Here is a 24,938-nt window from a genome sequence, read left to right as displayed (position 1 = left end):
TGGCATGCTGAATCCCGTGCCCCCACGGAACCCACCCACAGCCCCGTCACGCGTCCTCTTCTACGGCGTCACCGGAAGCGGCAAGTCCTCGGCCGCCCGTGCCTACGCCGCGCGGACCGGACTGCCCGAGTATTCCGCCGACGACGACATCGGCTGGCTTCCGGGCTGGCGGCAACCGAGCACCGAAGAACAGCGGAAGCTCGCGGCGGGAATCGCCGGCCAGGACCAGTGGGTGCTGGACAGTGCCTACGGCGTGTGGCGCGACCTCGTGGTCCCGCGCGCGCAACTCATCGTGGGCCTGGACTATCCGCGCTGGCTCTCGCTGCTCCGGCTGATCCGCCGCTCCGTGCGCCGGGTCGTCGCCCGAGAGGAAGTCTGCAACGGGAACCGGGAAACGTTCGGCCGCCTCGTCGCCCCCGACTCCATCATCGGCTGGCACTTCCGCTCCTTCAGCCGCAAACGGCGGGTCATGCGTGACCTTCAGAGCACCCCCGGCGCCGCCGAGGTCATCATCTTCCGCCATCCCCGCGAACTCGACGCATGGCTTCAGCGGCTCCCGCAGGCGGACCCGCAAGCGGACCCGCAAGCGGCCAGGTAGACGGGCGCCCCGCTCAAAGCCCGCCTGTCAGCGGATCGGCTCGCCCCGCGCGTCGACGCGGAAATCGGCGATCACGAGGTTCGTGGCCGTGTCGATGATGACGACCGAATGGGCCGGCCAGCCGGGGTCGGGAACGACCGTGTAGGCCACGTCCGTGAGCCTGGTTGCCCGGCCTGCATCGTTGATCCTGCGGTTGAAGGCGTCCACCACCTGGTTCGTCGCGGTGTTGACGGCGACCGTCTCCTGCGGAAGCGACGTGGCGTTGCCGGAGGCCGGCGTAGCGTTCCACCAGCCGTCATAGCCCCCGATCGGACCGTCGGATCGAGACCCAGCGGACTGGCCCGACCCGCCGGACTGGCCGGCGCCCTGCGCGGCGGCGGACTGGGCCGCACCGATGCCCAGCGGCACAGCGGTCAACATGGCCAGCGCCGCCGCGGCGGTCAGCAGTTTGTTTTTCATAATGTCCCCCAACATCGAAGCGAATTCACCGCTGACTGTAGCAAGTCCTATTTCTTGCCGAAGACACCGCCCAGCAGTCCGCCGAGGCCGCCGTCGTCCTTCCGTGTGTCGTCCTGCCGGCCCTGCGTCGTGTCTTCCGGCTGCGGCCCGGGAAGGTCGACGTCGATCAGCTCACCCGGCCGCGGCGCGCCGTCGGCCGGCTGCCCTTGCGGGAGGGGCTGGGGCTCGGGCGCGGTGCCGGACTCGGGGGCGGGAGTGTCCGCGGCGTCGTCGGCGGTCCGCTGCTGGCCGCCGCCAAACATGCCGCCCAGGAGATCGCCCAGGCCGCCGCCGGCACCGCCCGCGCCACCAAGAATCCCGCCGAGGATGCCGCCCAGGTCGATGCCGCCGGCACCGGCCTGGCCGCCACCGGTACCGCCGCCACCCTGACCACCCGCGCCGGCCTGGCCGCGGCCGCCCAGGACCTTGCTCGCGAGGTAGGACATCACGATCGGCGCCAGCATGGGGAGGAGTTTGCGGACCAGATCCCCGCCGACCCCGCCCAGCTGCGCGGTGCCGGCCAGTTGCTGGGCCACCTGGTCCTGCCGGCCGCCAAAGACGTGGTTCACTATTTTCTCGCCGTCGGCGGTGTCCACCCGGGCGGCGTCGACGCCGCCGTCGACCAGGCCGCCCTGGTGCTGAACCAGCGCCGATTCCAGCGACGCCGCGCCTTCCGGAGCCTGCGCATTGTTGTGCAGCCCGGCCAGCAGGGTGGGCACGGCTGCCTCCACCGCGGCCTGGGCGCTCTGCCGGTCAGTTCCGAGCATGTCGGCGATCTGGTCCACCGGGATCTGCCCGAGGATGTCTTGGAGCTCAGTCATGGCCTTCTCCTTCACCCGCGGGCGCTCCCGCGGACAGTGGTGGCGGCACCGGCAGCATTGCCGTCGCCGAACTGCATGCCCTTGCATCGTAGCCCGGTGTCCCGCGGCGGGGGAGGGACGGGCGGGAAGGCGCCTCCCGGAGCCCCCGCCGTCGTCCGGGAACCGGGGCGATTGCGGGTAATCTTAGAGAGTTCCGGAGCCGGCCCGACCCCTCCGGAGGAGTTCATGGCAGGCAGCAAAAAGGCGAGGTAGATGGTCCACATCTGGAACGATCCGTCCGAAGTCCCGGCGGACTTCGGCCCGTCCGTGGTCACGTTCGGCAACTTCGACGGCGTGCACCGGGGCCACCAGCAGGTGCTGTCGCAGCTCATCCGCACCGCCCGCCTGAACCATGCCCGCGCCGTCGCCATCACCTTCGACCCGCACCCCGCGCAGGTGCACCGCCCCGAATCCGCCCCCGAGCTGATCATGGGCCTCGAGGACAAACTCGTAGCCCTCGGCGAAGTCGGCCTGGACGCCGTCCTGGTGATGAAGTATTCGCTGGAACTGGCCAGCCTGACGCCGGAGGAGTTCGTTTCCTCCGTGCTCGTCGATGCGCTCAAGGCCAGCCACGTTGTCATCGGCCACGACGCCCGCTTCGGCCGTGGCAATTCCGGGGACCTGGACACCATGAAGGCGCTGGGCGCAAAACTCGGCTTCGAGGTCCAGGTCATCAGCGAGTTCGGTTCCGAAGGCTACCCGCTCCACGGCCACCACGACGACGGCCACCACGACGACGGGGCAGGGGACCGCCGCTGTTCCTCCACCTGGGTCCGGGAGGCCCTGCGGGAAGGCGACGTCGCCACCGCCGCCGCCGTCCTCGGCCGGCCGCACCGGATGCGCGGTGAAGTGGTCCACGGCGCCGCCCGCGGCCGCGACCTCGGGTTTCCCACCGCCAACCTTTCCGCCGATGCCACCGGCTACATTCCGGCGGACGGCATCTACGCGGGCTGGCTCGTCGACCAGGGCGGCACGCGCTGGCCGGCCGCCATTTCGGTCGGCTCCAACCCGACCTTCGACGGCGTCAGCCGGCAGGTCGAGGCGCACGTGATCGACCGCCCGGAAGAGGCCGTCGAGGACTTCGATCTGTACGGCCAGACAGTTGTGGTCGAGTTTGTCGCCCGGCTGCGGGGCATGGTCGCGTACCGTGGCCCTGAAGCGCTCGTCGAGCAGATGCGGCTGGACGTTGTCCAGGCCCACGACATCCTGACCGCGCGCTGAGGCAAAGGAAAGGCACCCCACGTGACCATTGAGAAAAACACGCGCGAGCTGGACAAGGACATCGTCCGCGACTTCAGCTCCCGGATGAGCTACGCCTCATACCTGCAGCTGCCGACCCTGCTCAGCGCCCAACAGCCGGTCAGCGCACCGGAACACCACGACGAGATGCTGTTCATCATCCAGCACCAGACCACGGAACTGTGGCTCAAACTGGTGCTGCACGAACTGCGCAGCGCGGCCGCCTGGCTCCGCGCCGACGACCTCGGCTCCGCGCTCAAGGCGATCGCCCGGGTCAAGCACATCCAGAAGACCCTCACCGAGCAGTGGTCCGTGCTCGCCACCCTGACACCCACCGAGTACTCCCAATTCCGCGGCTTCCTCGGCAACTCCTCCGGGTTCCAGTCCAGCCAGTACCGGGCCGTGGAATTCCTGCTCGGCAACAAGAACCGCAAGATGCTCCCCGTCTTCGAGTCCGACCCCGAAGCCCACGGGATGCTGCTGGAACTGCTGGAAGCCCCGAGCATCTACGACGATTTCCTCGCCTACCTCAAGCGCCAGGGCTTCGACGTGCCGGCCTCCGTACTGAACCGCGATGTCAGCCAGGCCCACGAGTTTTGCCCCGAGCTGGTCCCGGTGTTCAAATACATCTACGAAAACGCGGCCAGCAACTGGGGCGCCTACGAGGCCTGCGAGGAACTCGTCGACCTGGAAGACAACTTCCAGCACTGGCGGTTCCGGCACCTGCGCACCGTGCAACGCACCATCGGCATGAAAGCCGGCACCGGCGGCTCCAGCGGCGCCGCCTTCCTGCAGAAGGCCCTCGAGCTGACCTTCTTCCCCGAGCTGTTCGCGGTCCGCACGGAGATCGGCCAGTGAGCGCCCTCAACCCGCAGGCGTCCGACGCCGCCACCACCGCCCCCGCCGGGGACGACACAGCCCTCTGGCAGCGCGCCCGGGACCTCGACGCCGCTGACCCCCTCGCCGCCTACCGGGAACACTTCATCGGCACGGACACGAAGCTGTCCTACCTCGACGGCAACTCCCTGGGCCGCCCGCTCAAGCGCACCGTCACGGACATCAGCACCTTCATCCAGGACAGCTGGGGCGGCCGCCTGATCCGCGGCTGGGACGAGGAATGGCTGGAACTGCCGCAGGCCATCGGCGACCAGCTGGGCCGCGCCGTGCTCGGCGCCGCCCCGGGGCAGACCATCATCGCCGACTCCACCACCGTGGTGCTCTACAAACTGATCCGCGCCGCGCTGGCCGCCGTCACCGACCCGGTCCGCACCGAGATCGTGCTGGACACGGACAACTTCCCGACCGACCGCTACCTCGTCGAAGGCATCGCCCGCGAAGAGGGGCTCACGCTGCGCTGGATCGACGCCGACCCCGCTTCGGGCGTCACCGTCGAGCAGGTCCGCGCCGCCACCGGCCCGGCCACCGCCGTCGTGGTCCTGAGCCAGATCGCCTACCGTTCCGGCTTCCTCGCGGACCTGCCCGGCATCACCGCCGCCGTGCACGACGCCGGAGCCCTGGTGGTCTGGGACCTGTGCCACTCCGCCGGCTCGGTGGAGATCGGGCTGGACGCCGCCGGCGTCGACTTCGCCGCGGGCTGCACCTATAAGTACCTGAACGGGGGACCGGGCTCGCCCGCGTTCGCCTACGTCAACGCCCGGCACCTGCCCGGGCTCCAGCAGCCCATCTGGGGCTGGATGGGGCGCAAGGACGCGTTCGAAATGGGGCCCGGCTATGAGCCCGCCCCCGGCATCCGCGGTTTCCTCAGCGGTACCCCGGCCGTCTTCGGGATGCTGGCCATGCGCGGCACCCTGGACCTGCTCGAGGAAGCCGGCATGGCCGCCGTCCGGGAGAAATCGAAGCTGCTGACCGCGTTCGCCGTCGAACTTTATGACGCCTGGCTTGAACCGGCCGGGGTGCGTCTCGGCACCCCGCGGGACCCGGAGTTGCGCGGCAGCCACATCACCGTGGACCACCCGGCGTTCCGCGAAATGACGGCGGCGCTGTGGGAACAGGACGTGATTCCGGACTTCCGCGCACCTCAGGGCATCAGGATCGGGCTCTCACCGTTGAGCACCTCCTTCACCGAGCTGTATCAGGGTGTCGCGGCGATCCGCTCGCTGCTGGACGGCTCCGAGTAAGCGGCCGGCGCCGCATGGTTTAGACAACTTCGGCGCCGTGCCAGTAAACTAAACGTTGGATCCGGCTGCAGTCCGTGGCGGCTGGCTCTTGTTGTGTAGGGAAGACTTATCCCCTGGGGATGGGAATTCCGGCGCGGCACCCCCGGCAGTGAATTACTGATTCGGGCCTCACGGCACATCTCTAGGAGTTATCGTGGCACTTGAAGCCGCTGTAAAGCAGTCCATCATGAAGGATTTCGCAACGTCCGAGGGCGACACCGGTTCGCCGGAGGTCCAGGTTGCAGTCCTGACCCAGCGGATCAAGGATCTGACGGAGCACATGAAGGAGCACAAGCACGATTACCACACCCAGCGCGGTCTGCTGGCCATGGTCGGTCGTCGCAAGCGCATGCTCACCTACCTCAAGAACACTGACATCAACCGCTACCGTGCGCTCATCGAGCGCCTCGGCCTGCGCCGCTAGTCAGCTCTAAGGGGCGGCCCTTTCCAGACGGAAGGGGCCGCCTTCTTCAAACAAAACTCAACAGGAGGATCAACCGCATCACGCATTCGCGGTCCTCGGTAGTGACCTCCGGGAACGGCTTCAAGGATTGAAGCCACGGCCCGTGGGTCTCGATCGATGACCGGGTGCAGTGCAGGCCAGTAGACAGATGCTGGGCTGGGTTGATGCGGCTGGGCTCCGTGAAACAAGAAACGGAGGTGACTCTCTTGGAGGGTCCCGAAATCCAGTTCTCAGAAGCCGTCATTGACAATGGCCGCTTCGGCAAGCGGGTTATCCGCTTTGAAACCGGCCGTCTTGCCAAGCAGGCAGCCGGCGCAGCCATGGTCTACATCGACGAAGAGACCGCGCTGCTGTCCGCCACCACCGCCGGCAAGCACCCGCGTGAAGGTTTTGACTTCTTCCCGCTGACCGTCGACGTCGAAGAGCGTATGTACGCCGCGGGCCGCATCCCGGGCTCGTTCTTCCGCCGCGAAGGCCGCCCCTCGACGGAAGCCATCCTGGCCTGCCGCCTGATGGACCGCCCGCTGCGTCCCGCCTTCGTGAAGGGCCTGCGCAACGAGGTCCAGATCGTCGTCACCGTGCTCTCCATCAACCCGGACGAGCTGTACGACGTCGTCGCGATCAACGCGTCCTCGATGTCCACCCAGCTCTCCGGTCTGCCCTTCTCCGGCCCGATCGGCGGCGTCCGCGTTGCCCTCGTCGCCGACGAGCACGGCTCGCAGTGGGTTGCGTTCCCGAAGCACTCCCAGCTTGAGAACGCCGTCTTCAACATGGTCGTTGCCGGCCGCATCGCGGGCAACGACGTCGCCATCATGATGGTTGAAGCCGAAGCCACCGACAACTCCTGGAACCTGATCAAGGAACAGGGCGCCACCGCCCCGACCGAAGAGGTCGTTTCCGAGGGCCTCGAGGCCGCCAAGCCGTTCATCAAGGCACTCTGCGAAGCGCAGTCCGACCTGGCAGCCCGCGCCGCCAAGCCGACCGTCGAGTTCCCGGTCTTCCTGGACTACCAGGACGACGTCTACGCCGCTGTGGAGTCCGCTGCCGCCGAGAAGCTGGCCGCCGTCTTCCAGATCGCCGACAAGCAGGAGCGCGACACCGCCTCCGACGAGCTCAAGGACGAGGTCACCTCTTCCCTTGCCGGCCAGTTCGAAGGCCGCGAGAAGGAGCTGTCCGCAGCCTTCCGCTCCGTCACCAAGCAGGTTGTGCGCCAGCGCATCCTCAAGGACCAGATCCGCATCGACGGCCGTGGCCTGACGGACATCCGCCAGCTCACCGCCGAGGTTGAGGTTCTGCCCCGCGTCCACGGCTCGGCCATCTTCGAACGCGGCGAGACCCAGATCATGGGTGTCACCACGCTGAACATGCTCAAGATGGAACAGCAGATCGACTCGCTGTCTCCGGTGACGCGCAAGCGCTACATGCACAACTACAACTTCCCGCCGTACTCCACCGGCGAGACCGGCCGCGTCGGTTCCCCGAAGCGCCGCGAAATCGGCCACGGTGCCCTCGCAGAGCGCGCCATCATGCCGGTGCTGCCGTCCCGCGAGGAATTCCCCTACGCGATCCGCCAGGTGTCTGAGGCTCTCAGCTCCAACGGTTCGACGTCGATGGGTTCCGTCTGCGCCTCCACGCTGTCCCTGCTCAACGCAGGTGTGCCGCTGAAGGCTGCCGTTGCCGGTATCGCCATGGGCCTGGTCTCCGACCAGGTTGACGGCCAGACCCGCTACGCCGCGCTGACCGACATCCTCGGCGCCGAAGATGCCTTCGGCGACATGGACTTCAAGGTTGCCGGTACCTCCGAGTTCGTCACGGCCATCCAGCTGGACACCAAGCTCGACGGCATCCCGGCGTCGGTCCTGGCCGCCGCCCTGAAGCAGGCCCGCGAAGCCCGCCTGCACATCCTGGACGTCCTGAACTCCGCGATCGACACCCCGGACGAGCTCTCCGAGTTCGCGCCGCGCGTCATCGCGGTCAAGATTCCGGTAGACAAGATCGGCGAGGTCATCGGCCCGAAGGGCAAGATGATCAACCAGATCCAGGAAGACACCGGAGCCGACATCTCGATCGAGGACGACGGAACTGTCTACATTGGCGCTACCAACGGCCCGTCTGCCGACGCAGCACGGTCCGCGATCAACGCCATCGCCAACCCGCAGGTCCCGGAAATCGGTGAGCGCTACCTGGGCACGGTCGTCAAGACCACCACCTTCGGCGCCTTCGTTTCCCTGACCCCGGGCAAGGACGGTCTGCTGCACATCTCCGAGCTGCGCAAGATCGCCGGCGGCAAGCGCGTGGACAACGTCGAGGACGTTGTCTCCGTCGGCCAGAAGATCCAGGTGGAAATCACCAAGATCGACGACCGCGGCAAGCTCTCCCTCTCGCCCGTCGTGGCGGACGAGGAAGGCGCGGCTGACGCCGACAACGCTGAGGTCTCCGTGGAGTCCGCAGAGTAGTCTTTCCTGACCCAAGCAGCGGGGCCGGTGGATTCGTCCACCGGCCCCGCTGCCGTTAAAGGCAGGTAGGATTGCAGGCAGATTTGGCACACTTCCCGTGCCGGTTTTATTGAAAGGCCTTAATGACTGTCGTCCCCCTGCCGCTTGAGCAGAACCAGCACTCCGACACCCTCATCCACGGAGCCGACGGCGGCTCGGAGGTGCGGCGCTCGGTGCTGCCCGGCGGCGTCCGGGTGCTGACCGAGGCCATGCCCGGGCAGCGGTCGGCGACCATCGGCTTCTGGGTCGGCGTCGGCTCGCGCGACGAGGCCCCCGGCCAGCACGGCTCCACCCACTTCCTCGAGCACTTGCTGTTCAAAGGCACCCAGCGGCGCACCGCCCTGGAAATCGCCTCGGCCTTCGACGAGGTGGGCGGGGAGTCGAACGCCGCCACCGCCAAGGAAAGCACCTGCTACTTCGCGCGGGTGCTGGACACCGACCTCCCGATGGCGATCGACGTCATCGCGGACATGATCACCGGCGCAGTGCTGGACCCGCAGGAGATGGAGCAGGAACGCGACGTCATCCTCGAGGAAATCGCGATGGACAGCGACGACCCCACCGATGTCGCCCATGAACACTTCGTCGCCGCCGTCCTCGGCACGCACCCCCTCGGCCGGCCGATCGGCGGCACCCCTGAGGCAATCCGCGCCGTCGCCCGCGACTCGGTCTGGGACCACTACCGCCGCTACTACCGCCCGGACGAGCTCGTGATCACCGCCGCCGGGGGACTGGACCACGACGTCGTCTGCGAGCTGGTGGTGGGCGCCCTGCATTCCGCGGGCTGGGAACTCGAACACGACGCCGCCCCGGTGCAGCGCCGCCCCACCGAGCGGGCCTCCATCACCGGCACCGCGGGCCTGCACGTGGTCAAGCGCCCGGTGGAACAAGCCAACATCATCATGGGCTGCCCCTCCCTGGTGGCCACCGACGACCGCCGCTTCGTGATGAGCGTGCTCAACGCGGTACTCGGCGGCGGCATGTCGTCCCGGCTGTTCCAGGAGGTGCGCGAGAAGCGCGGCCTGGTGTACTCGACGTACTCCTTCGCCTCGTCCTACGCCGACGCGGGCTACTTCGGCATGTATGCCGGCTGCACGCCCTCGAAGGTCCGGCAGGTCCTGGATCTGCTCGGCGCCGAACTGGACAAGCTGGCCGAGGACGGCATCACCGAGGAGGAACTGCGCAAAGCCGTGGGCCAGCTCAGCGGCGGGATCGTCCTGGCCCTGGAGGACACCGGGTCGCGGATGTCCCGCCTGGGCCGGGCCGAACTGGTCTCCGGCGAATACCAGGACATCGACGAGACGCTGCGGCAGATCAAAGCCGTCACCGTTGCCGAAGTGCAGGAGCTGGCGCGCGAACTCGCCGCCGCGCCGCGCACCGTCACCGTGGTGGGCCCGTTCGAGGAAACCGAGACCTTCGGCCTCTAGTCCGGCGACGCTCCCTCACCTCCGGCGCGGAAACCGCTGACCCTCCCGCAGATCAGGCCGGGATGGGCGCGGGCTCCGGGACGCGGCGGCACACCGTGGTCATAAATGGGCTGAAATCGCTCGCGCTCCCGAGCCGCAGCCCGGCCGCATGGGTCAGCTGGCCGTCGTCGATGCGCAAGGTGTGGCGGGCAGACCCGCGGCCGCTGCGGCGTTCGATGGTCAGGGTGCCGTCCTGCCAGCTGGCCCGGGCCGGCGCTTCCGGGGGCAGTCCGAGGCTGTTGACGTGGTACCACAGCAGGTCGGGATGGGCCGGGTCCATCGTGAAGACGCCAACACCCTCGGTGACGGCGCCGTCGGCGTCGGTGTGGCGGTAACTCATGGTGACAGCGAGGCCCGCAGCGGCGCGGGCGAAAACGACCTCTGCCGCGGCGGTCCGGGCCGGGCCCCAGGCGGTGGCCTCCCATTGGGTCGTGCCGCTCCATCGCCCCAGAAATGTCTCAAGGGCCTCGTGTGCGCTGCCTGGCAACGGTCGATCCATGCTTCCTCCGGGTGGGATTGCCTCCGTCTGGCCCCGCCACCATCATCACGCCGTGTCCCGCGGCTGTAAAGGATCGCAGCGGCGCCGGAGGGTGCCGGATCTGCGGGAGGGTCTGTCGGTGGAGGGCTGCTTGGCAGCGGGGCTCCCGGGAAACGTTGCCGATTCGTTGCAAAGCACCCCCGGAAGTCCGTTGACACGCTGTGACCCGCGCCATAGATTTGCCGTAATCTGAATCACCTTTCAGGTTCTACCCAGATCTCCTGCCAGATTCCGCGGATTCTCAACGAAAGGCATCCCGTGAAGGATACAAAGAAGTTCCTGATGGCCGCCGTGATGGCCACCGGGCTCGCCCTCGGCGCCTGCGCGCCCACGGCCGGTTCCGCCGCCCCGGCCGGCTCCGGCGGCGCCGGCAAGGCGGCCGAACCGGTCAACGTCGGCATCATCTACTCCAAGACCGGCCCGCTGGCAGCCTACGGCGCCACCTACTACGAGGGCCTCCAGGCCGGCATTGACTACGCCACCGGCGGCACCGGCGAAGTCAACGGCGCCAAGATCAACCTCACCTACGCCGACGACGGCGGCGATCCGGACAAGGCCGTCACCGCGGCCAAGGACTTGATCGGCAAGGGCTACAAGGTCATCGGCGGCACGGCCTCCTCCGGCATCGCTTTGAAGCTCGCCGAGCAGGCCGCCCAGAACAAGGTGCTGTACATCTCCGGCCCCGCCGCGACCGACGCCATTCAGGGCATTAACAAGTACACCTTCCGCTCGGGCCGCCAGAGCCTGCAGGATGTTGCCACCGCCGGCAGCTTCATCGACATCAAGGGCAAGAAGGTCCTGGTGTTCGCGCAGGACAATGCCTTCGGCCAGGGCAACGTCGCCGCGGTCAAGGCCGTCCTCGGCGCGAAGGGCGCCACGGTGGAATCTATCCTCGTCGCCGACGGTCAGGAGCTCACCCCGTTCGCCCGCCAGCTCATCGACGCCAAGCCGGACATGGTCTTCGTGGCCTGGGCCGGGGCAACGACCGGCAGCATGTGGCAGGCCCTGAGCCAGCAGGGTGTCTTCGACAAGGCACCGGTGGTGACCGGACTCGGTGACGCCTCCAGCTTCGGCGCCTACGGTGCGGCAAGCTCCAAGATCAGCTTCCTCAACCACTACTTCCCAGGCGCCTCGGGCACCGAGGTGGAGAAGAAGATGATCGCCGCCGTCGAGAAGGCCGGCAAGAAGGCCGACCTGTTCACCCCGGACGGCTTCGTCGCCGGCCAGATGATCGTCCAGGCCATCAAGGGCGGCGGCGCTGACGCCGACGCGATGGTCAAGGCGCTCGAGGGCTTCAGCTTCGACGGCCCCAAGGGCAAGGAAACGGTCCGGGCTTCGGACCACGCTCTGATCCAGGACATGTACCAGGCCAAGCTGGTCCAGAAGGGCGACACCTGGGCTCCCGAGCTCATCAAGGTGGTCCCCGGCGACACCGTCGCGCCGCCGGAGAAGAAGTAGCCGCCCGGAGCGTCAGCTCCAGGCCTGCTTCCTGAACCCGCCCGCGAGAAACGAAGGACCCGTATGAATACCCCAGCCCTGCCCGCCCTCGCGGTGGATGGCCTTGGTCTGCAGATCGGCGGTGCCCGCATCCTCCAGGACGTGGGCTTCGAGGTCGGCGCCGGTGAAATGATCGGCGTGATCGGCCCCAACGGAGCCGGCAAGACCACCTTGTTCAACCTGATTTCCGGCGTGCTGCGACCCACCGCGGGCAGCATCATGCTGAACGGCAGGGAGATCACGGCCGCGCCCATCCACCGCCGGTCCCGGGCAGGGCTGGGACGGACCTTCCAGACGTCCAACCTGTTTCCGAGGCTCAGCGTGCTGGAGAACGTCCGGCTCGCCGCCCAGGCGAAGCTCGGCGGCAGTTTCAGCATCCTGCGTTTCCCCTCCGCCTCGGATGAGGCCACCCGCATTGCCCGCGGCACCATCGCCGAGGTGGGGCTCACCGGCCAGCTCACGACGGCGGCCGGTGACCTCTCGCACGGCGAGAAGCGCAAGGTGGAGATCGCCGTGCTGCTGGCGACGGATCCCGCCGTCGTGCTGCTGGACGAGCCGATGGCCGGGGTGGCGTCGGGGGACGTCCCGTCCCTCACCGCCATCATCAGGGGAATGCACCGGGACCGCGGCTGCACCGTCATGATGGTGGAGCACCACATGGACGTGGTCCTGGGCCTGGTGGACCGGGTGGCCGTGATGCACCACGGCAGCCTGCTGGCCCTGGACAGCCCCGACGCCGTGATGGCCAACCCCACCGTGCAAAGCGCCTACCTCGGAGACCCCGTATGAGCACCGCAGCCGAAAGCCGCGCCGCAGGAACCCCGCCCATCCTCAAGGTCGAGTCGCTGTACGCCTCGATTGCCGGCCAGCAGGTCGTGGAGGACGTGTCCTTTACCGTCCCCGCCACGGGGATCACCGCCCTGCTGGGCCGCAACGGCGTCGGCAAAACCAGCACCATCAAGGCCATCATCGGCCTGATCGACCGCACCGGCGCCGTGGAACTGGACGGTGTGCGGATCGAAAAGGAAGCCACCTTCAAGATCATCCGCAGCGGCGTGGGCTACGTCCCGGAGGACCGCGAGGTCTTCGCCAAACTCACCGTCGCGGAAAACCTCAGGCTCGCCGAGCGCGACGCCGCGCCGCGCCGGCAGCTCGTCGAGGAGCTCTTCCCCGACCTGCTGGCCCGCTCCGCGCAGATGGCCGGGACGCTCTCCGGCGGGCAGCAGCAGATGGTCTCTCTGGCCCGCGCCCTGCTGAACACCAACAAGATCCTGCTGGTCGACGAACCCACCAAGGGCCTTGCCCCCAAGATCGTCGCCGAGGTGGCCGAAACCCTCGCCGAGGCGGCCAAAACCGTCCCGATCCTGCTCGTCGAGCAAAACCTGCACGTCGTCCGCCAACTGGCCGAGGGCGCCGTGGTGCTCTCCGGCGGCCGGGTGGTCCACACCGGACCCGCCCTGGACTTCCTCGACGACGCCGGGCTGATCCAGCGGCACCTGGGTGTCTCCATAGAGGGCGCCCACGGTTCGGAGACAAGCGCGGAGACCAGCGTGGAACCTGCCGGGAGCCCGGCGGAGAAAGGGGCGGCCCTGTGAGCACCCTTGTCCTGCTCTTGTTCACCGGCCTCGGCCTCGGGGCCCTGTACTTCCTGGTGGCCGCCGGCCTGTCGCTGATCTACGGCCTGATGGGCGTGCTGAACTTCGCCCACGGCGCGTTCCTGACCCTCGGCGCCTTCACCGGCTGGGAGATCGCCCGGCGCACCGGTGCCGACAACTGGGGGACGTTCCTGCTGTCCCTCCTGATCGGCGCTGCCGCCGGCGCCGCCTTCGCCGCGTTCACCGAGTTCGTCCTGATCCGCCGGCTCTACCAGCGGCACATCGAGCAGGTTCTCGTCACCGTGGGCCTCTCGCTCGCCGCCGTGGCCCTGTTCGACGGCGTCTGGGGCACCGACCCGGTGTACATCCAGGGCCCGGCCTGGTTCAAGGACACCACCGAAATCCTCGGCGCCCGGATCCCCAACGACCGCTTCGTCTGCATCATCGCCGCCGTGATGGTGCTGCTGGCCCTGGTGTTCTTCCTGCAGAAGACCCGCTACGGCATGATCATCCGCGCCGGCGTGGAAAACCGCTCCATGGTCACCGCCCTGGGGATCGACGTCCGCAAGGCCTTCACCCTCGTCTTCACCATCGGCGGGGCGGCGGCCGGCCTCGGCGGGGTCCTCGCCTCGCACTACTTCGGCTACGTCTCGCCGATGCTCGGCGGCTCGCTGCTGATCTTCGCCTTCATCGTCACGGTCATCGGCGGCCTCGGCTCGCTGACCGGCGCGGCCATCGCCGCCGTCGCCGTCGCCGTCCTGCAGCAGTTCGCGAACTTCTACCTCGGCGGCACCGGCGACTTCGTCGTCGTGCTGGCGCTGGCGCTCGTGCTGCTGTTCCGCCCCACCGGCCTGCTCGGGAGAACCGCATGACCACCGACACTGACACCTCCAGCACCGACGACACCGCCCGCCAGGACCGGCCCGCGCCCGACGGCGGCGCGGCCCGCCGGACGGGGAGGAACCGGAGCCGCAAGCACCACGCGCGGGGAGCAGCAGGCAGCGCACCTCGCACCGCCGTCACCGGCCGCCGGCTCGCGGGCTGGGCGGCGGGCGCGGCCGGTGTGCTGCTCCTGGTCCTGCTGCCGTTGCTGAACATCTCGCTGCCCGGTGTGCTGCCGGGCCCCAGCTACACGCCCGGGTCCCTGCAACTGCTGGCGATGTGCATGCTGATGGCGGCCGCGGCACTGACCTACCACCTGCTCCTCGGCGTCGCGGGACTGCTGTCCTTCGGCCACGCCCTCTACTTCGGCGCCGGGGTGTACGGGCTCGCGATCATCCTGCAGAACCTGGACATTCCGCTGCTGCCGGCCATGGGCCTGACCCTGCTGATCGTGATTGTGCTGGCCCACGTGGTGGGCAGCATCAGCCTGCGGGTCAGCGGCATCCCGTTCGCCATGGTTACCCTCGCCTTCGCGCAGGCTGGCTCGGTAATCGTGGGCCGCAACCCCGACGGCAGGACCGGCGGGGACGAAGGGCTGACGCTGCGCACCGACAACCTGCCCGACGTCCTGGTGGGCGTGGTCAACACCCGCAACCTGTACTGGCTGGCGCTGGCGGTGCTGGTGGCCGTGTTTATCGTCGTCACCTGGGTGCAGTCCTCCCGGGCCGGCCACGCCGCGGCCGCCGTGCGGGAGAACGAGTTGCGGGTCCGCGTCCTGGGCCTGCAGCCGTACCTGGTGAAACTCCTGATCTTTGTGGTCTCCGCCGTCCTGGTCTGCATCATCGGGATGGTTTTCCTGCTGCTGCAGAGCGGGGCCGTGCCCCGGGCCGTATCCTCGGACCTCACCGTGACCCTGCTGGTGATGGTGGTCCTCGGCGGGGTCGGCTCGCGCTGGGGTGCCGTGATCGGCGGCGTGTTCTATACGATCCTGGACCAGCGCCTCACCACGCTGGCCAACTCGGAAGCCATCAAGTCGCTCCCGGACATCCTCCGCGTGCCGTTGTCCGAACCGCTGTTCATCCTCGGCACCCTCTTCATCCTGGTGGTGATCTTCCTGCCCGGGGGCATCACGGGAACCGCCGAGCGGCTGGCGCAGCGCCGACGGGGCCGGCGCGCCGGCAGCCACGGCACCGAAACCCCGCGCGACATCCTCGAGGACGCGGCGTGAGCACCCGCACCAGCCCCACCGGGCCCGCCGACGGCCTGCATACCCTGGGCCGCTGGACCACCGACCGCAGCCTCGCCACCGGGCACCGGGTCGCCATCGACGACCGCGGCTGCACCCTGAGCTACAGCGAGCTGGAACGCCGCGCCGCCGCCCTGGCCGAGGGCTTCCGGGCCGCCGGCTACGGGGTCGGGGACCGGATCGCGAGCCTGACCGGCAACAGCTCCGACCACGTGGTGGCCTTCTTCGCCTGCGCCAAGGCCGGGCTGGTCCTGGTCCCGCTGTCCTGGCGGCTCTCACCCCGGGAACTCGCAGCCCAGCTGGAACTCGCGGACCCGCAGCTGCTGTTGGTCGAAGGCGAACTCGACGCACTCGCCGCGGCGGCCTGCGCGCTGCTGCCGCACCGGCCGCGCACCGCCGCCCTGGGTCCCGGCGGCGTCGAAAAGTCCGTCCCGCCGCCCACCCGGGTCCGGCCCGCGGCGCCCGGAGGTTCCGGCGCGCCCCGCCGCGAAGTGCGCGACGACGATGCCCTGCTGATGATCTTCACCTCGGGCACCGAGGGCGCCAGCAAGGCGGCCGTCCTGACCCATGCCAACTGCTTCTGGAACAACCTCGCGCTCTCCCGCACCCTGGACATGGGCAGCAGCGACGTGGTGCTGGCCGTCCTGCCGCAGTTCCATGTGGGTGGCTGGAACATCCAGCCGCTGCTGGCCTGGTGGACCGGGGCCACCGTGGTGCTGGAACGCGGCTTCGAACCGGGCCGGGTCCTGCAGCTGATCGCCGAGCGGGGCGTGACCATGCTGATGGGCGTCCCCACCCAGTACCTGATGCTCGCGGAGCACCCGGATTTTGCCCACGCCGAACTGGGCAGCCTGCGCCACGCGGTGGTTGGCGGCGCGCCCATGCCGGCGCCGCTGCTGCGGATCTGGCACCGCAGGGGAGTGGCGCTGAGCCAGGGATACGGCCTCACCGAGGCCTCGCCGAACGTGCTGTGCCTGCCGAACGAGGACGCCGAACGGATGGTGGGCTACTCCGGCAAACCGTACCCGCACGTCGCCGTCGCCGTGGCTGACCCCGTCACCGGAGAAATCCTCGAGGGTGCCGCCAGCGGCGAGCTGCTGGTGGGCGGACCGGGCGTTTTTGCCGGCTACTTCCGTGACCCTGCCGCGACGGCGGCCGTCCTCGTCGACGGCTGGCTGCGCACCGGCGACCTTGTGGAGCGCGACGCCGAGGGGTACATCAAGGTGGTGGACCGGCTCAAGGACATCTACATCTCCGGCGGTGAGAACGTCGCCCCGGCCGAGGTCGAGGCCGCGCTGCTGACCCATCCCGCGGTGGCGCAGGCCGCCGTCGTCGGGGTGGCGGACGAACGCTGGGGCGAAAGCGGAATGGCCTTTGTGGTGATCCGTCCCGGCATGGCCACCGACGAACAGGAACTGCTGGAGCACTGCGCCTCCCAGCTGGCCCGTTTCAAGGTCCCGGCGCGGATCGAGACGGTGGCGGCGCTGCCCCGCACGGCCCTGAACAAGGTGCTCCGCGCCCGGCTCCGGCAGGACCTCGCCGAACGCGCGCCGGCCGGACCCCTGCCGGCAGAACGGAGCCGGTCATGAGCGCCGCACCGCGCACCGCCCGCGGCACCCGCACCCGGGCCAAGCTCCTTGAAGCCGCGGAGTCCGTCTTCGCCTCGGTGGGCTACCACGAGGCCTCGATCGTCAAGATCACCGAAGCGGCCGGCGTCGGGCTCGGCACCTTCTACCTGTACTTCGACGGCAAACAAACTATTTTCGACGAGGTGGTCGAGGACCTAAACCGGCGGGTCCGGCATGCCATGACCGACGCCGCCAGGAGCGCTGGCACCCGGCTCGAGGCGGAACGGGCCGGCTTCCGGGCCTTCTTCCGCTTCACCGCCGAGCACCCGGCGCTGTACCGGATCATCCGCCAGGCCGAGTTCGTCTCACCCGGGGCCCTGCGCCTGCACTACACCCGGATCGTCAACGGCTACATCGAAGGGCTCAAGGCGGCCCAGCTCAGCGGCGAGGTCCGCGAGATGGACCCCACCGTGGCGGCGTGGGCCCTGATGGGCATCGGCGAGCTGATCGGCATGCGCTGGGTGCTCTGGGACGAGGAGGGCGCCGTACCCGCCCCCGGTCCCCGGCCGGACGTGCCCGAGGAAGTCTTCGAGGAAATGATGCAGTTCATCGAACGGGCGCTTGCGCCCACGTCCGGTTCCGCCCCAGGACCGGCCGCGAACCCCACCCCGCCCCAGGAAGGGACAGCCCCATGACCCAGACAGCCAGCCAGGACACCTACCGCACCGCCGACGTGGCGGTCCGCGGCGGCTCACTGCACACCGCCATCTGGGGCCCGGAGGATCCGGCCGCGCCCACCATCCTCGCCGTCCACGGCGTCACCGCCTCGCACAAGGCCTGGCCGTACCTGGCCGAGGCGCTGCCGGACGTGCGGATCATCGCCCCCGACCTGCGCGGTCGCGGCCGCAGCAACGGGCTGCCCGCGCCGTACGGCATGCCCTCGCACGCGGAGGACCTCGCGGCCGTTCTGACGGAGCTGGCGCCGGGCCCGGTTGTCGTGGTGGGGCATTCGATGGGCGCGTTCGCCTCGCTGGTGCTCGCGAACCTGTTCCCGGAGCGCGTCCGCTCGCTCGTGCTGGTGGACGGCGGCCTGCCGCTCCAGGTCCCGGAAGGCATTTCCGACGCCGAGGTCATTTCCTCGGTGCTGGGCCCGGCGGCGGAGCGCCTGAACGCCACGTTCCCGAGCCGCGAGGTGTACCGCTCGTTCTGGCGCCAGCACCCGGCCTTCAGCAGCGACTGGGGCCCGCTCATTGAGGCCTACGTGGACTACGACCTCACCGGCGAGGAGCCAGAGCTGCGGCCGGCGACCCGCTACCAGGCGATGGCCGAGGACACCGCGGAACTGCACCGCGGCGCCTCGCTTCTGAAGGCCCTGGACGAACTCGCCGTGGACACCGTGGTCCTGCGTGCCCCGCGCGGCCTGCTCAACGAGCCGGCCGCGCTCTACACACCGGGCTACCTGGACGACTGGGCGGAGAAGCTGCCGTCCCTGCGGGTTCGCGAAGTCCCGGACGTCAACCACTACACCATCGTGATGGGCGACGCCGGGGCCGGCGCCGTCGCGGACGCCGTCCGGGAGGCGCTTGCCGTCGCGTAGTGGCCGTGCGCTGAAGCGGACCCCTGGTGGGTCAGAGGGCGGACTCGAGGATCCGGGTCTGCGGAGAACCTTTGAGCGCAGGGGCCATATCGGAGGAGTTCCAGACCTTGGTCTGCAGGTTCGCGAGCAGCGACTCAGCCTGGGCGCGCTGCTCAAAATCAAGTTCGACCACCACGGAGTGCGGATCGTCCACCGGACGGCTGACCCGGTGTGCGGTGACTCCAGACGCGGCACGGTTCACCGGGTCGCGGTCGAACGCGGCCTTCCACACGTCAAAGTCCGTAATTGCGTGTTCTATCTGCAAGGTGTACATCGCTATCTATCCTTCCGGCTGCAAGTCCCGGGGTTGACGGGATGCTTCCAAGCTACGCGCGGCAGGGGGCGTGCGGTATCCCAAAACTCCGGTCGGCCCGGGGGCGGCTACCCGCCGGCGAACGGCGGCAGCACGTCGACGACGTCGTCCACGGACAGGACCGCCGCGCCGTTCCGGACCGCCACCTCGTTGAGCAGGAAGCTGGACCGGGCCAGGATGCGGGCCAGCGGCGGGGTGCCGGCCGGCGGCTCGGGCCGTTCGACGGCGAGGATCGCCTCCAGCAGGCCGGCCAGCGTGGCGCCGTCGGCGAGGTCGAACTTCTCCTCGTCCAGGCCGGCGGCGGCGCGCGCGGCAGCGAAGTAGCGTACGTTCACGGGTGGTTCAGCCTCCGATGGCGCTCATGCTGCGGTCCGGCTGGACGAAGTCCGGAGCGTCCAGTCCGACGTGGTCCATGCCGTGGGCCTTGGGCTTGAGCCACATGGCATCCTGCCAGCGCTCGGCAAGCTGCTCGTCGCTGGCGCCCCCGCGGAGCAGCCCCAGCAGGTCGATTTCCTCGCGGGAGAACAGGCAGCTCATGATCTTGCCTTCCGCGGTGATGCGGGTGCGGCGGCAGTCCGAGCAGAACGGCTCGGTGACCGAGGCGATGATCCCGACGGTGCCCAGCACGGGTCCGGTGGCCTGGTCCGTGCCCGGCACGCGGGCGCGGACCTCGAAACGCTCGGCCGGGGCGCCGTCGCGCTCCCGCGGATCCGTGCCGAGCACGTAGTCGACGGAGAGCAGGTCCCTGATCTCCGCGGCGGTAATCATGTTCCGGCGGGTCCAGCCGTGGTCCGCGTCCAGCGGCATCTGTTCTATGAAGCGCAGTTCGTAGCCGCGGTCCAGCGCCCAGGCCAGCAACGAGGGGGACTCGGCGTCGTTGATGCCACGCATCAGGACGGCGTTGAGCTTCACCGGGCCCAGTCCGGCCGCCCAGGCGGCGTCCACGCCGGCGAGGACCCGGTCCAGGAACGGGCGCCGGGTCAACTTGGTGAAGGTTTCCTCATGGAGTGAATCCAAGGACACGTTAATCCGGGTGAGGCCTGCGGCCTTCAGCCCGGCCGCCTTCTTGTCCAGCCCGACGGCGTTAGTGGTCATGGAGATCGGAAGCTCGGGGTGCTCCTGGCGCAGGGCGGAAATGATGTCCAGGAGGTCGGCCCGGACCAGCGGTTCGCCGCCGGTCAGCCGGAGTTCCCGCACGCCCAGCATGTCGACCCCGATCCGGACGATCCGCACGATTTCCTCCGCGGTCATCACGGCCTGCTTGGACAGCCACTCGAGGCCCTCGGCCGGCATGCAGTAGCTGCAGCGCAGGTTGCATTTGTCCGTCAGCGAGAGCCGCATGTCGGTGGCCCGGCGGCCGTAGCGGTCCAGCAGCCCGGCAGGCATGCCGGCGGGGCGTCCGGCCGGCTGCGGCGCGGGCGCGCCGGGGCCGCCTTCTGCGCGGGGCTGGGGCATGCCAAGCTGAACACTCATACCGTCAGGCTACGCCACTGCGGGCCAGGCATCACGCCCCGGAGCCAACTAACTAGTGCCAACGAACTGGCGCCAGCGAACTTATGCTGGAAGGGTGAACACGTCCCGGGCCGCTTCGGCAGCGGCCCCCAGCGGAACCCTGCAGCCGGTCAAGCGGCGCCCTCAACTGTGGGCCGCCGCGTCCGGGGTGGCCGCCGTCGGCGCCGGCGTTGTGCTGGGAGAACTGGCGGCCGCGCTGGTCAGCCCCTCGGTGTCACCGGTGACGGCTGTAGGCGGGGCTGTGATCGACGCCGCCCCGCCGGGCGTCAAGGACTGGGCGGTCTCGCTCTTCGGCACGGCGGACAAACTCGCGCTGCTCGCCGGTATGTCCCTGGTGATCGCGGCGCTGGCGGCGCTCGCCGGAGTCCTGGAGTGGCGCCGCCGTTTCGCCGGCCTGGCCGTGGTTGCAGTCTTCGGGCTCGCAGGTGCCGCCGCCGTGCTGGGCCGGGCGGAGGTCACTGCCATCGCCGTACCCGTTCCGCTGCTCGACGCCGCGGCGGGCATGATGCTGTTGCGCTGGCTGGTCAGGAAGCTCAGGCAGTGGGAGGAGGCCGGTTTGACGGACGGCCCCGCCCGGCGCCGGTTCCTGCAGTCCCTGGGGGTGGCGGGAGCCGTCGTCGCCGTCGGGGGAGCCCTGGCGTCCACGGTGCGGGGAGCGGCGGCAGCCGTCGCGGAGCTTCGCGGCAAACTCGTGCTTCCGGCCCCCGCCTCGGCCGCGCCGCCGCTCCCGGCCGGGGCCGAGCTGTCCGTGGCCGGGCTGGGCCCGCTGGTGACACCGAACAAGGATTTCTACCGGATCGACACCGCGCTGCGCGTCCCGCTGGTGGATCCGCGCGAGTGGAAGCTGAAAGTCACCGGGCTGGTGGAGCGCGACGTCGAGCTGGACTTCGCGGCCCTGCTCGCCAAACCCCTGACCGAGCGGCACATCACCATCGCCTGCGTCTCCAACGAGGTGGGCGGGGACCTGATCGGCAACGCGCGCTGGCTCGGCTGGCCGGTCCGGGAACTGCTGGCGCTGGCCGGGCCGAAACCGGGGGCGGACATGGTGCTCTCCCGCAGCGTGGACGGCTGGACGGCGGGAACCCCGCTGGAGGCGCTCACGGATACCCGGGATGCGCTGCTGGCGGTGGGGATGAACGGCGAACCCCTGCCGCTGGAGCACGGGTTCCCGGTCCGGCTCGTGGTGCCCGGGCTCTACGGCTACGTCTCGGCGACCAAATGGGTGACCGAACTGAAAGTCACCCGGTTCGCGGACGACGTCGCCTATTGGACCCCGCGGGGCTGGAGTGAGCGCGGACCGATCAAGACCTCGTCCCGGATCGACGTGCCGCGTCCCGGGCGCGGCGTGCCCGCCGGGGCGGTGGACTTTGGCGGCGTGGCGTGGGCCCAGCACCGCGGCATCGCAAGGGTGGAGGTGCGTGTGAACCGCGGCGAGTGGAAGCAGGCCGAACTGGCGTCCGCCATTTCCTCGGACACCTGGCGGCAGTGGAAACTGAGCCTGCCGCTGGGTCCGGGCCGGTACGAGGTGCAGGTCCGCGCCACCGACCTGGACGGCGCCGTGCAGGTGGAGGAGCGCGCCCCGGTGGCGCCCAGCGGGGCCACCGGGTACCACACGGTTACAGTGGACGTGAAGTCCTAGCCCGCCAAGCCGAAGGTCACGAACCCTATGCACCGCACCGCGAACAGGCCCGCCACCGTCGAAGCGCACCGGGACAAGGTCCGCGCGTTGCTGGCGCCGCTCGCCGCCCGCGTGGACACGGTCCCGCTCCGCGAGGCGCTGGGCCGCGGGCTGGCAGCCGACGTTGCGGCGCCGCTGGACCTCCCGCCCTTCGCCAACTCCCAGATGGACGGCTTCGCCATCCGCAGCGCTGACGTGCCCGACGGCGGCGCCGAGCTGCGCGTTGTAGCCCCCGTCCCGGCCGGCGCCGAGCCCGCCGCGCTGCGCCCCGGCACCGCCGCACCCATCATGACCGGTGCCATGATCCCGTCCGGGGCCGACGCCGTTGTTCCCGTTGAACAGGCCGTCCCGGATTCCTTCCCGGAGCCCGGGGCGGCCGCCACGGTCCGCCTGCCCGCGGCCCCGGCGGGCACCTTCGTCCGCGCTGCCGGCAGCGACATCGCCGCCGGCGAGCCGGCCCTGGCCGCCGGGACCTTCCTGGGACCAGGGCAGCTGGGCCTGCTCGCCGCGCTCGGCCAGACCGAGGTGCCCGTGCACGCCGTGCCGAGGGTCCTGCTGGTCACCACCGGCGACGAGGTTGTGGAACCGGGCAGCCCGCTGGGGCCCGGCAAGATCTACGACGCCAATGGCACCCTGCTCGAATCCGCGCTGCGCCAGGCCGGGGTGCAGGTGGCGCGGACCGGCATCTCCGCCGACAACCCCGCGGAACTCGCGGCCCTGCTGCACCGGCACGCGCCCGAGGCGGACATGATCATCACCACCGGGGGAGTCAGCAAGGGCGCCTACGAGGTGGTACGGCAGGCGCTGGCGGGCCACGACGTCGAATTCGGCCCGGTGGCGATGCAGCCGGGCGGCCCGCAGGGCATCGGCAGCTTTGACGGCCTACCCGTCCTCGGCTTCCCGGGGAACCCGGTGAGCTGCCTCGTTTCCTTCGAAATGTTCCTCCGGCCCGTACTGGCGGAACTGTTCGGCTCGCCAGCGCCCCGCACGGTGGTCCGGGCCCGGCTGGCCGAGGCGCTGACCTCCCCGGAGGGCAAACACCAGGTCCGGCGCGGCACCCTCGGCCCGGACGGCGCCGTCCGGCTGGAAGGCGGCCCCGGATCACACCTGGTCCACGCCCTGGCCCGGTCCAACGCCTTGGTGCAGGTGCCGGTGGGAACCGCGGCGCTCGCCGAGGGCGACGAGGTGGAAGTATGGATCCTGTGAACGAAGCAGAAACCCCCGACAAGCCCGTCCTGACCCATCTGCGGCAGGACGGCACCGCCCAAATGGTCGACGTGTCCAACAAGGCCGAGACCACGCGGGAGGCCACGGCCACCGCCACAGTCAACAGCACCGCCGAGGTCCTGTCCCTGCTCGGCGCCGGTGAGCTCCCCAAGGGCGATGCGCTGGCCGTCGCGCGGGTCGCCGGGATCCTGGCGGCCAAAAAGACTCCGGACCTCATTCCGCTCTGCCACCCGCTGCCGATCACCAAGGTCACCGTGGACTTCGAGCTCGACGCCGCCTCCGTCACCGTGTTCGCCACGGTCAAGACCCGCGGCGTGACCGGGGTGGAGATGGAAGCGCTCACCGCTGCGTCCGTCGCGGCCCTGAGCGTCTACGACATGATCAAGGCCGTGGACAAGCACGCGGTCCTGACCGACATCAAGGTGCTGGCCAAAAGCGGCGGCAAGAGCGGGGACTGGGCACTGTGAGCAGCACCGAACCGCACCGCCACGGCGAAGCGACCGGCCGGAAGGCCGGCATCGTGATCGCCTCCACCCGCGCCGCCGCCGGGGTCTACGAAGACCTCACCGGCCCGGTCATCCTCGACTGGCTGACGGAGCACGGCTTCGAGGTCTTTCCCGCGCTGGTGGTGCCCGACGGCGAGCCCGTCGGCGCCGCCCTGCGCGCCCTGCTGACCCAGCGCCCGGCCGTCATCATCACCAGCGGCGGCACCGGCCTGAGCCCCACCGACGCCACCCCGGAACAGACGCTGCCGCTGCTGGACCGCGAGATTCCCGGCATCATGGAGGGACTGCGCGGCGCGGGCACGGCCAAGACGCCGATGGCCATGCTGAGCCGCGGCCACGCCGGAGCCGCCGGCAGCACCTTCATCGTCAACCTCCCCGGCTCCCCGAAGGGCGTCATGGACGGCCTGGGTGTGCTGGATCCGATCATCGGTCACCTCTGCGACCAGCTGGAAGGCAGCCATGGGCACTGAATCCGCATTTGAAGTCGTGCACGCCGTCCTGGCCGCCGAGCCCATCTCGGTGGACCAGGCGATCGCCGCGGTCGAGTCGGACACGGCCGGCGCAGTGGTGAGCTTCAGCGGCGTCGTCCGCAACCACGACGGCGGCAAGCCGGTGGCCAGGCTCAGCTACAGCGCCCATCCCACGGCGCACCAGGTGATGGCCGACGTCGTCGCTCAGCTCGTCGCCGAGCACACGCCGGCGGCGGGGGAGGACCCGACCCAGCCGGTCCGGATCTGGGCCGCGCACCGGACGGGCATGCTGGAGATCGGCGACCCCGCCCTGGTCTGCGCCGTCTCGGCCGCGCACCGCGGGCAGGCCTTCGCAGTGTGCGCCGAGCTCGTGGACCGGATCAAGGAACAGGTGCCGATCTGGAAGGAACAGTTCTTCGCCGACGGCACCGTCGAGTGGGTCGGCGCAGACGGATAAGACCAGTCGGCGCGGGC

26 protein-coding genes are annotated in these 24,938 nt (G+C 69.7%); 20 read left to right on the top strand and 6 right to left on the bottom strand.

Going from position 1 to position 24,938, the window contains the following annotated elements; genetic code table 11:
• Positions 1 to 16: 16 nt before the first annotated feature.
• Positions 17 to 598, top strand: coding sequence for a P-loop NTPase family protein (locus tag AC6I9V_RS02710; RefSeq protein WP_497898245.1), 582 nt, complete (start codon positions 17 to 19; stop codon positions 596 to 598).
• 27 nt (positions 599 to 625) lie between these two features.
• Here AC6I9V_RS02710 and AC6I9V_RS02705 read toward each other — a convergent pair whose 3' ends face one another.
• Together AC6I9V_RS02705 and AC6I9V_RS02700 are read right to left on the bottom strand one after the other, a co-directional pair.
• Positions 626 to 1,057 (bottom strand): hypothetical protein, encoded by a 432-nt coding sequence (locus tag AC6I9V_RS02705; RefSeq protein ID WP_497898244.1) that lies wholly within the window; start codon positions 1,055 to 1,057, stop codon positions 626 to 628.
• Positions 1,058 to 1,104: 47 nt separating this feature from the next.
• Complete coding sequence (locus AC6I9V_RS02700; RefSeq protein WP_497898243.1) at positions 1,105 to 1,917, bottom strand: DUF937 domain-containing protein; 813 nt, start codon at positions 1,915 to 1,917, stop codon at positions 1,105 to 1,107.
• A gap of 252 nt (positions 1,918 to 2,169) precedes the next feature.
• On the opposite strand from AC6I9V_RS02700, the gene AC6I9V_RS02695 reads away from it, so the two are divergent.
• The 6 genes from AC6I9V_RS02695 (at position 2,170) to AC6I9V_RS02670 (ending at position 9,757) form a co-directional block, all read left to right on the top strand.
• A complete protein-coding gene (locus AC6I9V_RS02695) occupies positions 2,170 to 3,177 on the top strand; it encodes a bifunctional riboflavin kinase/FAD synthetase (protein WP_497898242.1) in 1,008 nt (335 codons plus the stop codon).
• A 21-nt stretch (positions 3,178 to 3,198) separates the two neighbouring features.
• Positions 3,199 to 4,053: a tryptophan 2,3-dioxygenase gene (gene kynA / locus AC6I9V_RS02690; protein ID WP_497898241.1), complete on the top strand. Its 855-nt coding sequence runs from the start codon at positions 3,199 to 3,201 to the stop codon at positions 4,051 to 4,053.
• Positions 4,050 to 5,333 carry a kynureninase gene (gene kynU / locus AC6I9V_RS02685; RefSeq protein WP_497898240.1) on the top strand — a complete coding sequence of 428 codons (1,284 nt, stop codon included), beginning with the start codon at positions 4,050 to 4,052 and terminating at the stop codon, positions 5,331 to 5,333. Before kynA ends, kynU begins: the two co-directional genes overlap by 4 nt.
• A gap of 193 nt (positions 5,334 to 5,526) precedes the next feature.
• Entirely contained in the window at positions 5,527 to 5,796 is a 270-nt protein-coding gene (gene rpsO / locus AC6I9V_RS02680) for a 30S ribosomal protein S15 (RefSeq protein WP_138769772.1), read from the top strand.
• Between the two features lie 245 nt (positions 5,797 to 6,041).
• Positions 6,042 to 8,291, top strand: coding sequence for a polyribonucleotide nucleotidyltransferase (locus AC6I9V_RS02675; RefSeq protein WP_497900239.1), 2,250 nt, complete (start codon positions 6,042 to 6,044; stop codon positions 8,289 to 8,291).
• Positions 8,292 to 8,413: 122 nt separating this feature from the next.
• Positions 8,414 to 9,757, top strand: coding sequence for a M16 family metallopeptidase (locus AC6I9V_RS02670; protein WP_349413911.1), 1,344 nt, complete (start codon positions 8,414 to 8,416; stop codon positions 9,755 to 9,757).
• Positions 9,758 to 9,809: 52 nt separating this feature from the next.
• Here the strand turns inward: AC6I9V_RS02670 and AC6I9V_RS02665 are convergent, their stop codons facing one another.
• A complete protein-coding gene (locus AC6I9V_RS02665) occupies positions 9,810 to 10,283 on the bottom strand; it encodes a DUF1579 domain-containing protein (RefSeq protein WP_261382482.1) in 474 nt (157 codons plus the stop codon).
• Positions 10,284 to 10,592: 309 nt separating this feature from the next.
• On the opposite strand from AC6I9V_RS02665, the gene AC6I9V_RS02660 reads away from it, so the two are divergent.
• From AC6I9V_RS02660 to AC6I9V_RS02625, 8 genes are all read left to right on the top strand, one after another.
• Entirely contained in the window at positions 10,593 to 11,792 is a 1,200-nt protein-coding gene (locus tag AC6I9V_RS02660; RefSeq protein WP_497898239.1) for a substrate-binding domain-containing protein, read from the top strand.
• Positions 11,793 to 11,855: 63 nt separating this feature from the next.
• On the top strand, positions 11,856 to 12,620 hold the full coding sequence (locus AC6I9V_RS02655; protein WP_497898238.1) for an ABC transporter ATP-binding protein: 765 nt from the start codon (positions 11,856 to 11,858) through the stop codon (positions 12,618 to 12,620).
• The gene (locus AC6I9V_RS02650; protein WP_497898237.1) at positions 12,617 to 13,426 is read left to right on the top strand and encodes an ABC transporter ATP-binding protein; all 810 of its coding nucleotides are present in this window, start codon (positions 12,617 to 12,619) and stop codon (positions 13,424 to 13,426) included. The genes AC6I9V_RS02655 and AC6I9V_RS02650 overlap by 4 nt, the downstream gene beginning before the upstream one ends.
• Positions 13,423 to 14,298 (top strand): branched-chain amino acid ABC transporter permease, encoded by an 876-nt coding sequence (locus tag AC6I9V_RS02645; RefSeq protein WP_349413904.1) that lies wholly within the window; start codon positions 13,423 to 13,425, stop codon positions 14,296 to 14,298. The genes AC6I9V_RS02650 and AC6I9V_RS02645 overlap by 4 nt, the downstream gene beginning before the upstream one ends.
• Positions 14,295 to 15,536, top strand: coding sequence for a branched-chain amino acid ABC transporter permease (locus tag AC6I9V_RS02640; protein WP_497898236.1), 1,242 nt, complete (start codon positions 14,295 to 14,297; stop codon positions 15,534 to 15,536). Before AC6I9V_RS02645 ends, AC6I9V_RS02640 begins: the two co-directional genes overlap by 4 nt.
• Entirely contained in the window at positions 15,533 to 17,143 is a 1,611-nt protein-coding gene (locus AC6I9V_RS02635; RefSeq protein WP_497898235.1) for a class I adenylate-forming enzyme family protein, read from the top strand. Before AC6I9V_RS02640 ends, AC6I9V_RS02635 begins: the two co-directional genes overlap by 4 nt.
• Complete coding sequence (locus AC6I9V_RS02630; protein ID WP_497898234.1) at positions 17,140 to 17,817, top strand: TetR/AcrR family transcriptional regulator; 678 nt, start codon at positions 17,140 to 17,142, stop codon at positions 17,815 to 17,817. Before AC6I9V_RS02635 ends, AC6I9V_RS02630 begins: the two co-directional genes overlap by 4 nt.
• Entirely contained in the window at positions 17,814 to 18,719 is a 906-nt protein-coding gene (locus AC6I9V_RS02625; protein WP_497898233.1) for an alpha/beta hydrolase, read from the top strand. Before AC6I9V_RS02630 ends, AC6I9V_RS02625 begins: the two co-directional genes overlap by 4 nt.
• Before the next feature lie 31 nt (positions 18,720 to 18,750).
• Here AC6I9V_RS02625 and AC6I9V_RS02620 read toward each other — a convergent pair whose 3' ends face one another.
• The 3 genes from AC6I9V_RS02620 to moaA form a co-directional block, all read right to left on the bottom strand.
• A complete protein-coding gene (locus AC6I9V_RS02620; RefSeq protein WP_497898232.1) occupies positions 18,751 to 19,032 on the bottom strand; it encodes a hypothetical protein in 282 nt (93 codons plus the stop codon).
• 107 nt (positions 19,033 to 19,139) lie between these two features.
• Positions 19,140 to 19,406, bottom strand: a complete 267-nt coding sequence (locus AC6I9V_RS02615; RefSeq protein WP_497898231.1) for a MoaD/ThiS family protein — start codon at positions 19,404 to 19,406, stop codon at positions 19,140 to 19,142.
• A gap of 7 nt (positions 19,407 to 19,413) precedes the next feature.
• Positions 19,414 to 20,544, bottom strand: a complete 1,131-nt coding sequence (moaA, locus tag AC6I9V_RS02610; protein ID WP_497898230.1) for a GTP 3',8-cyclase MoaA — start codon at positions 20,542 to 20,544, stop codon at positions 19,414 to 19,416.
• A 94-nt stretch (positions 20,545 to 20,638) separates the two neighbouring features.
• On the opposite strand from moaA, the gene AC6I9V_RS02605 reads away from it, so the two are divergent.
• From AC6I9V_RS02605 to AC6I9V_RS02585, 5 genes are read left to right on the top strand one after another with little or no spacing between them, the layout of a single operon-like run.
• Entirely contained in the window at positions 20,639 to 22,222 is a 1,584-nt protein-coding gene (locus AC6I9V_RS02605) for a molybdopterin-dependent oxidoreductase (protein ID WP_497898229.1), read from the top strand.
• 27 nt (positions 22,223 to 22,249) lie between these two features.
• Positions 22,250 to 23,467: a molybdopterin molybdotransferase MoeA gene (locus AC6I9V_RS02600; protein ID WP_497898228.1), complete on the top strand. Its 1,218-nt coding sequence runs from the start codon at positions 22,250 to 22,252 to the stop codon at positions 23,465 to 23,467.
• A complete protein-coding gene (gene moaC, locus AC6I9V_RS02595) occupies positions 23,455 to 23,955 on the top strand; it encodes a cyclic pyranopterin monophosphate synthase MoaC (protein WP_497898227.1) in 501 nt (166 codons plus the stop codon). Before AC6I9V_RS02600 ends, moaC begins: the two co-directional genes overlap by 13 nt.
• Positions 23,952 to 24,464 carry a MogA/MoaB family molybdenum cofactor biosynthesis protein gene (locus AC6I9V_RS02590; protein WP_497898226.1) on the top strand — a complete coding sequence of 171 codons (513 nt, stop codon included), beginning with the start codon at positions 23,952 to 23,954 and terminating at the stop codon, positions 24,462 to 24,464. Before moaC ends, AC6I9V_RS02590 begins: the two co-directional genes overlap by 4 nt.
• On the top strand, positions 24,454 to 24,921 hold the full coding sequence (locus AC6I9V_RS02585) for a molybdenum cofactor biosynthesis protein MoaE (protein ID WP_497898225.1): 468 nt from the start codon (positions 24,454 to 24,456) through the stop codon (positions 24,919 to 24,921). Before AC6I9V_RS02590 ends, AC6I9V_RS02585 begins: the two co-directional genes overlap by 11 nt.
• The last annotated feature ends 17 nt before the right edge of the window (positions 24,922 to 24,938 follow it).

The sequence above is a fragment of the Arthrobacter sp. SlRoot2-15 genome, from assembly GCF_059739345.1.
Note: the sequence above shows the minus strand (reverse complement) of the source record. Positions and strands in the feature narration are given on the sequence as shown.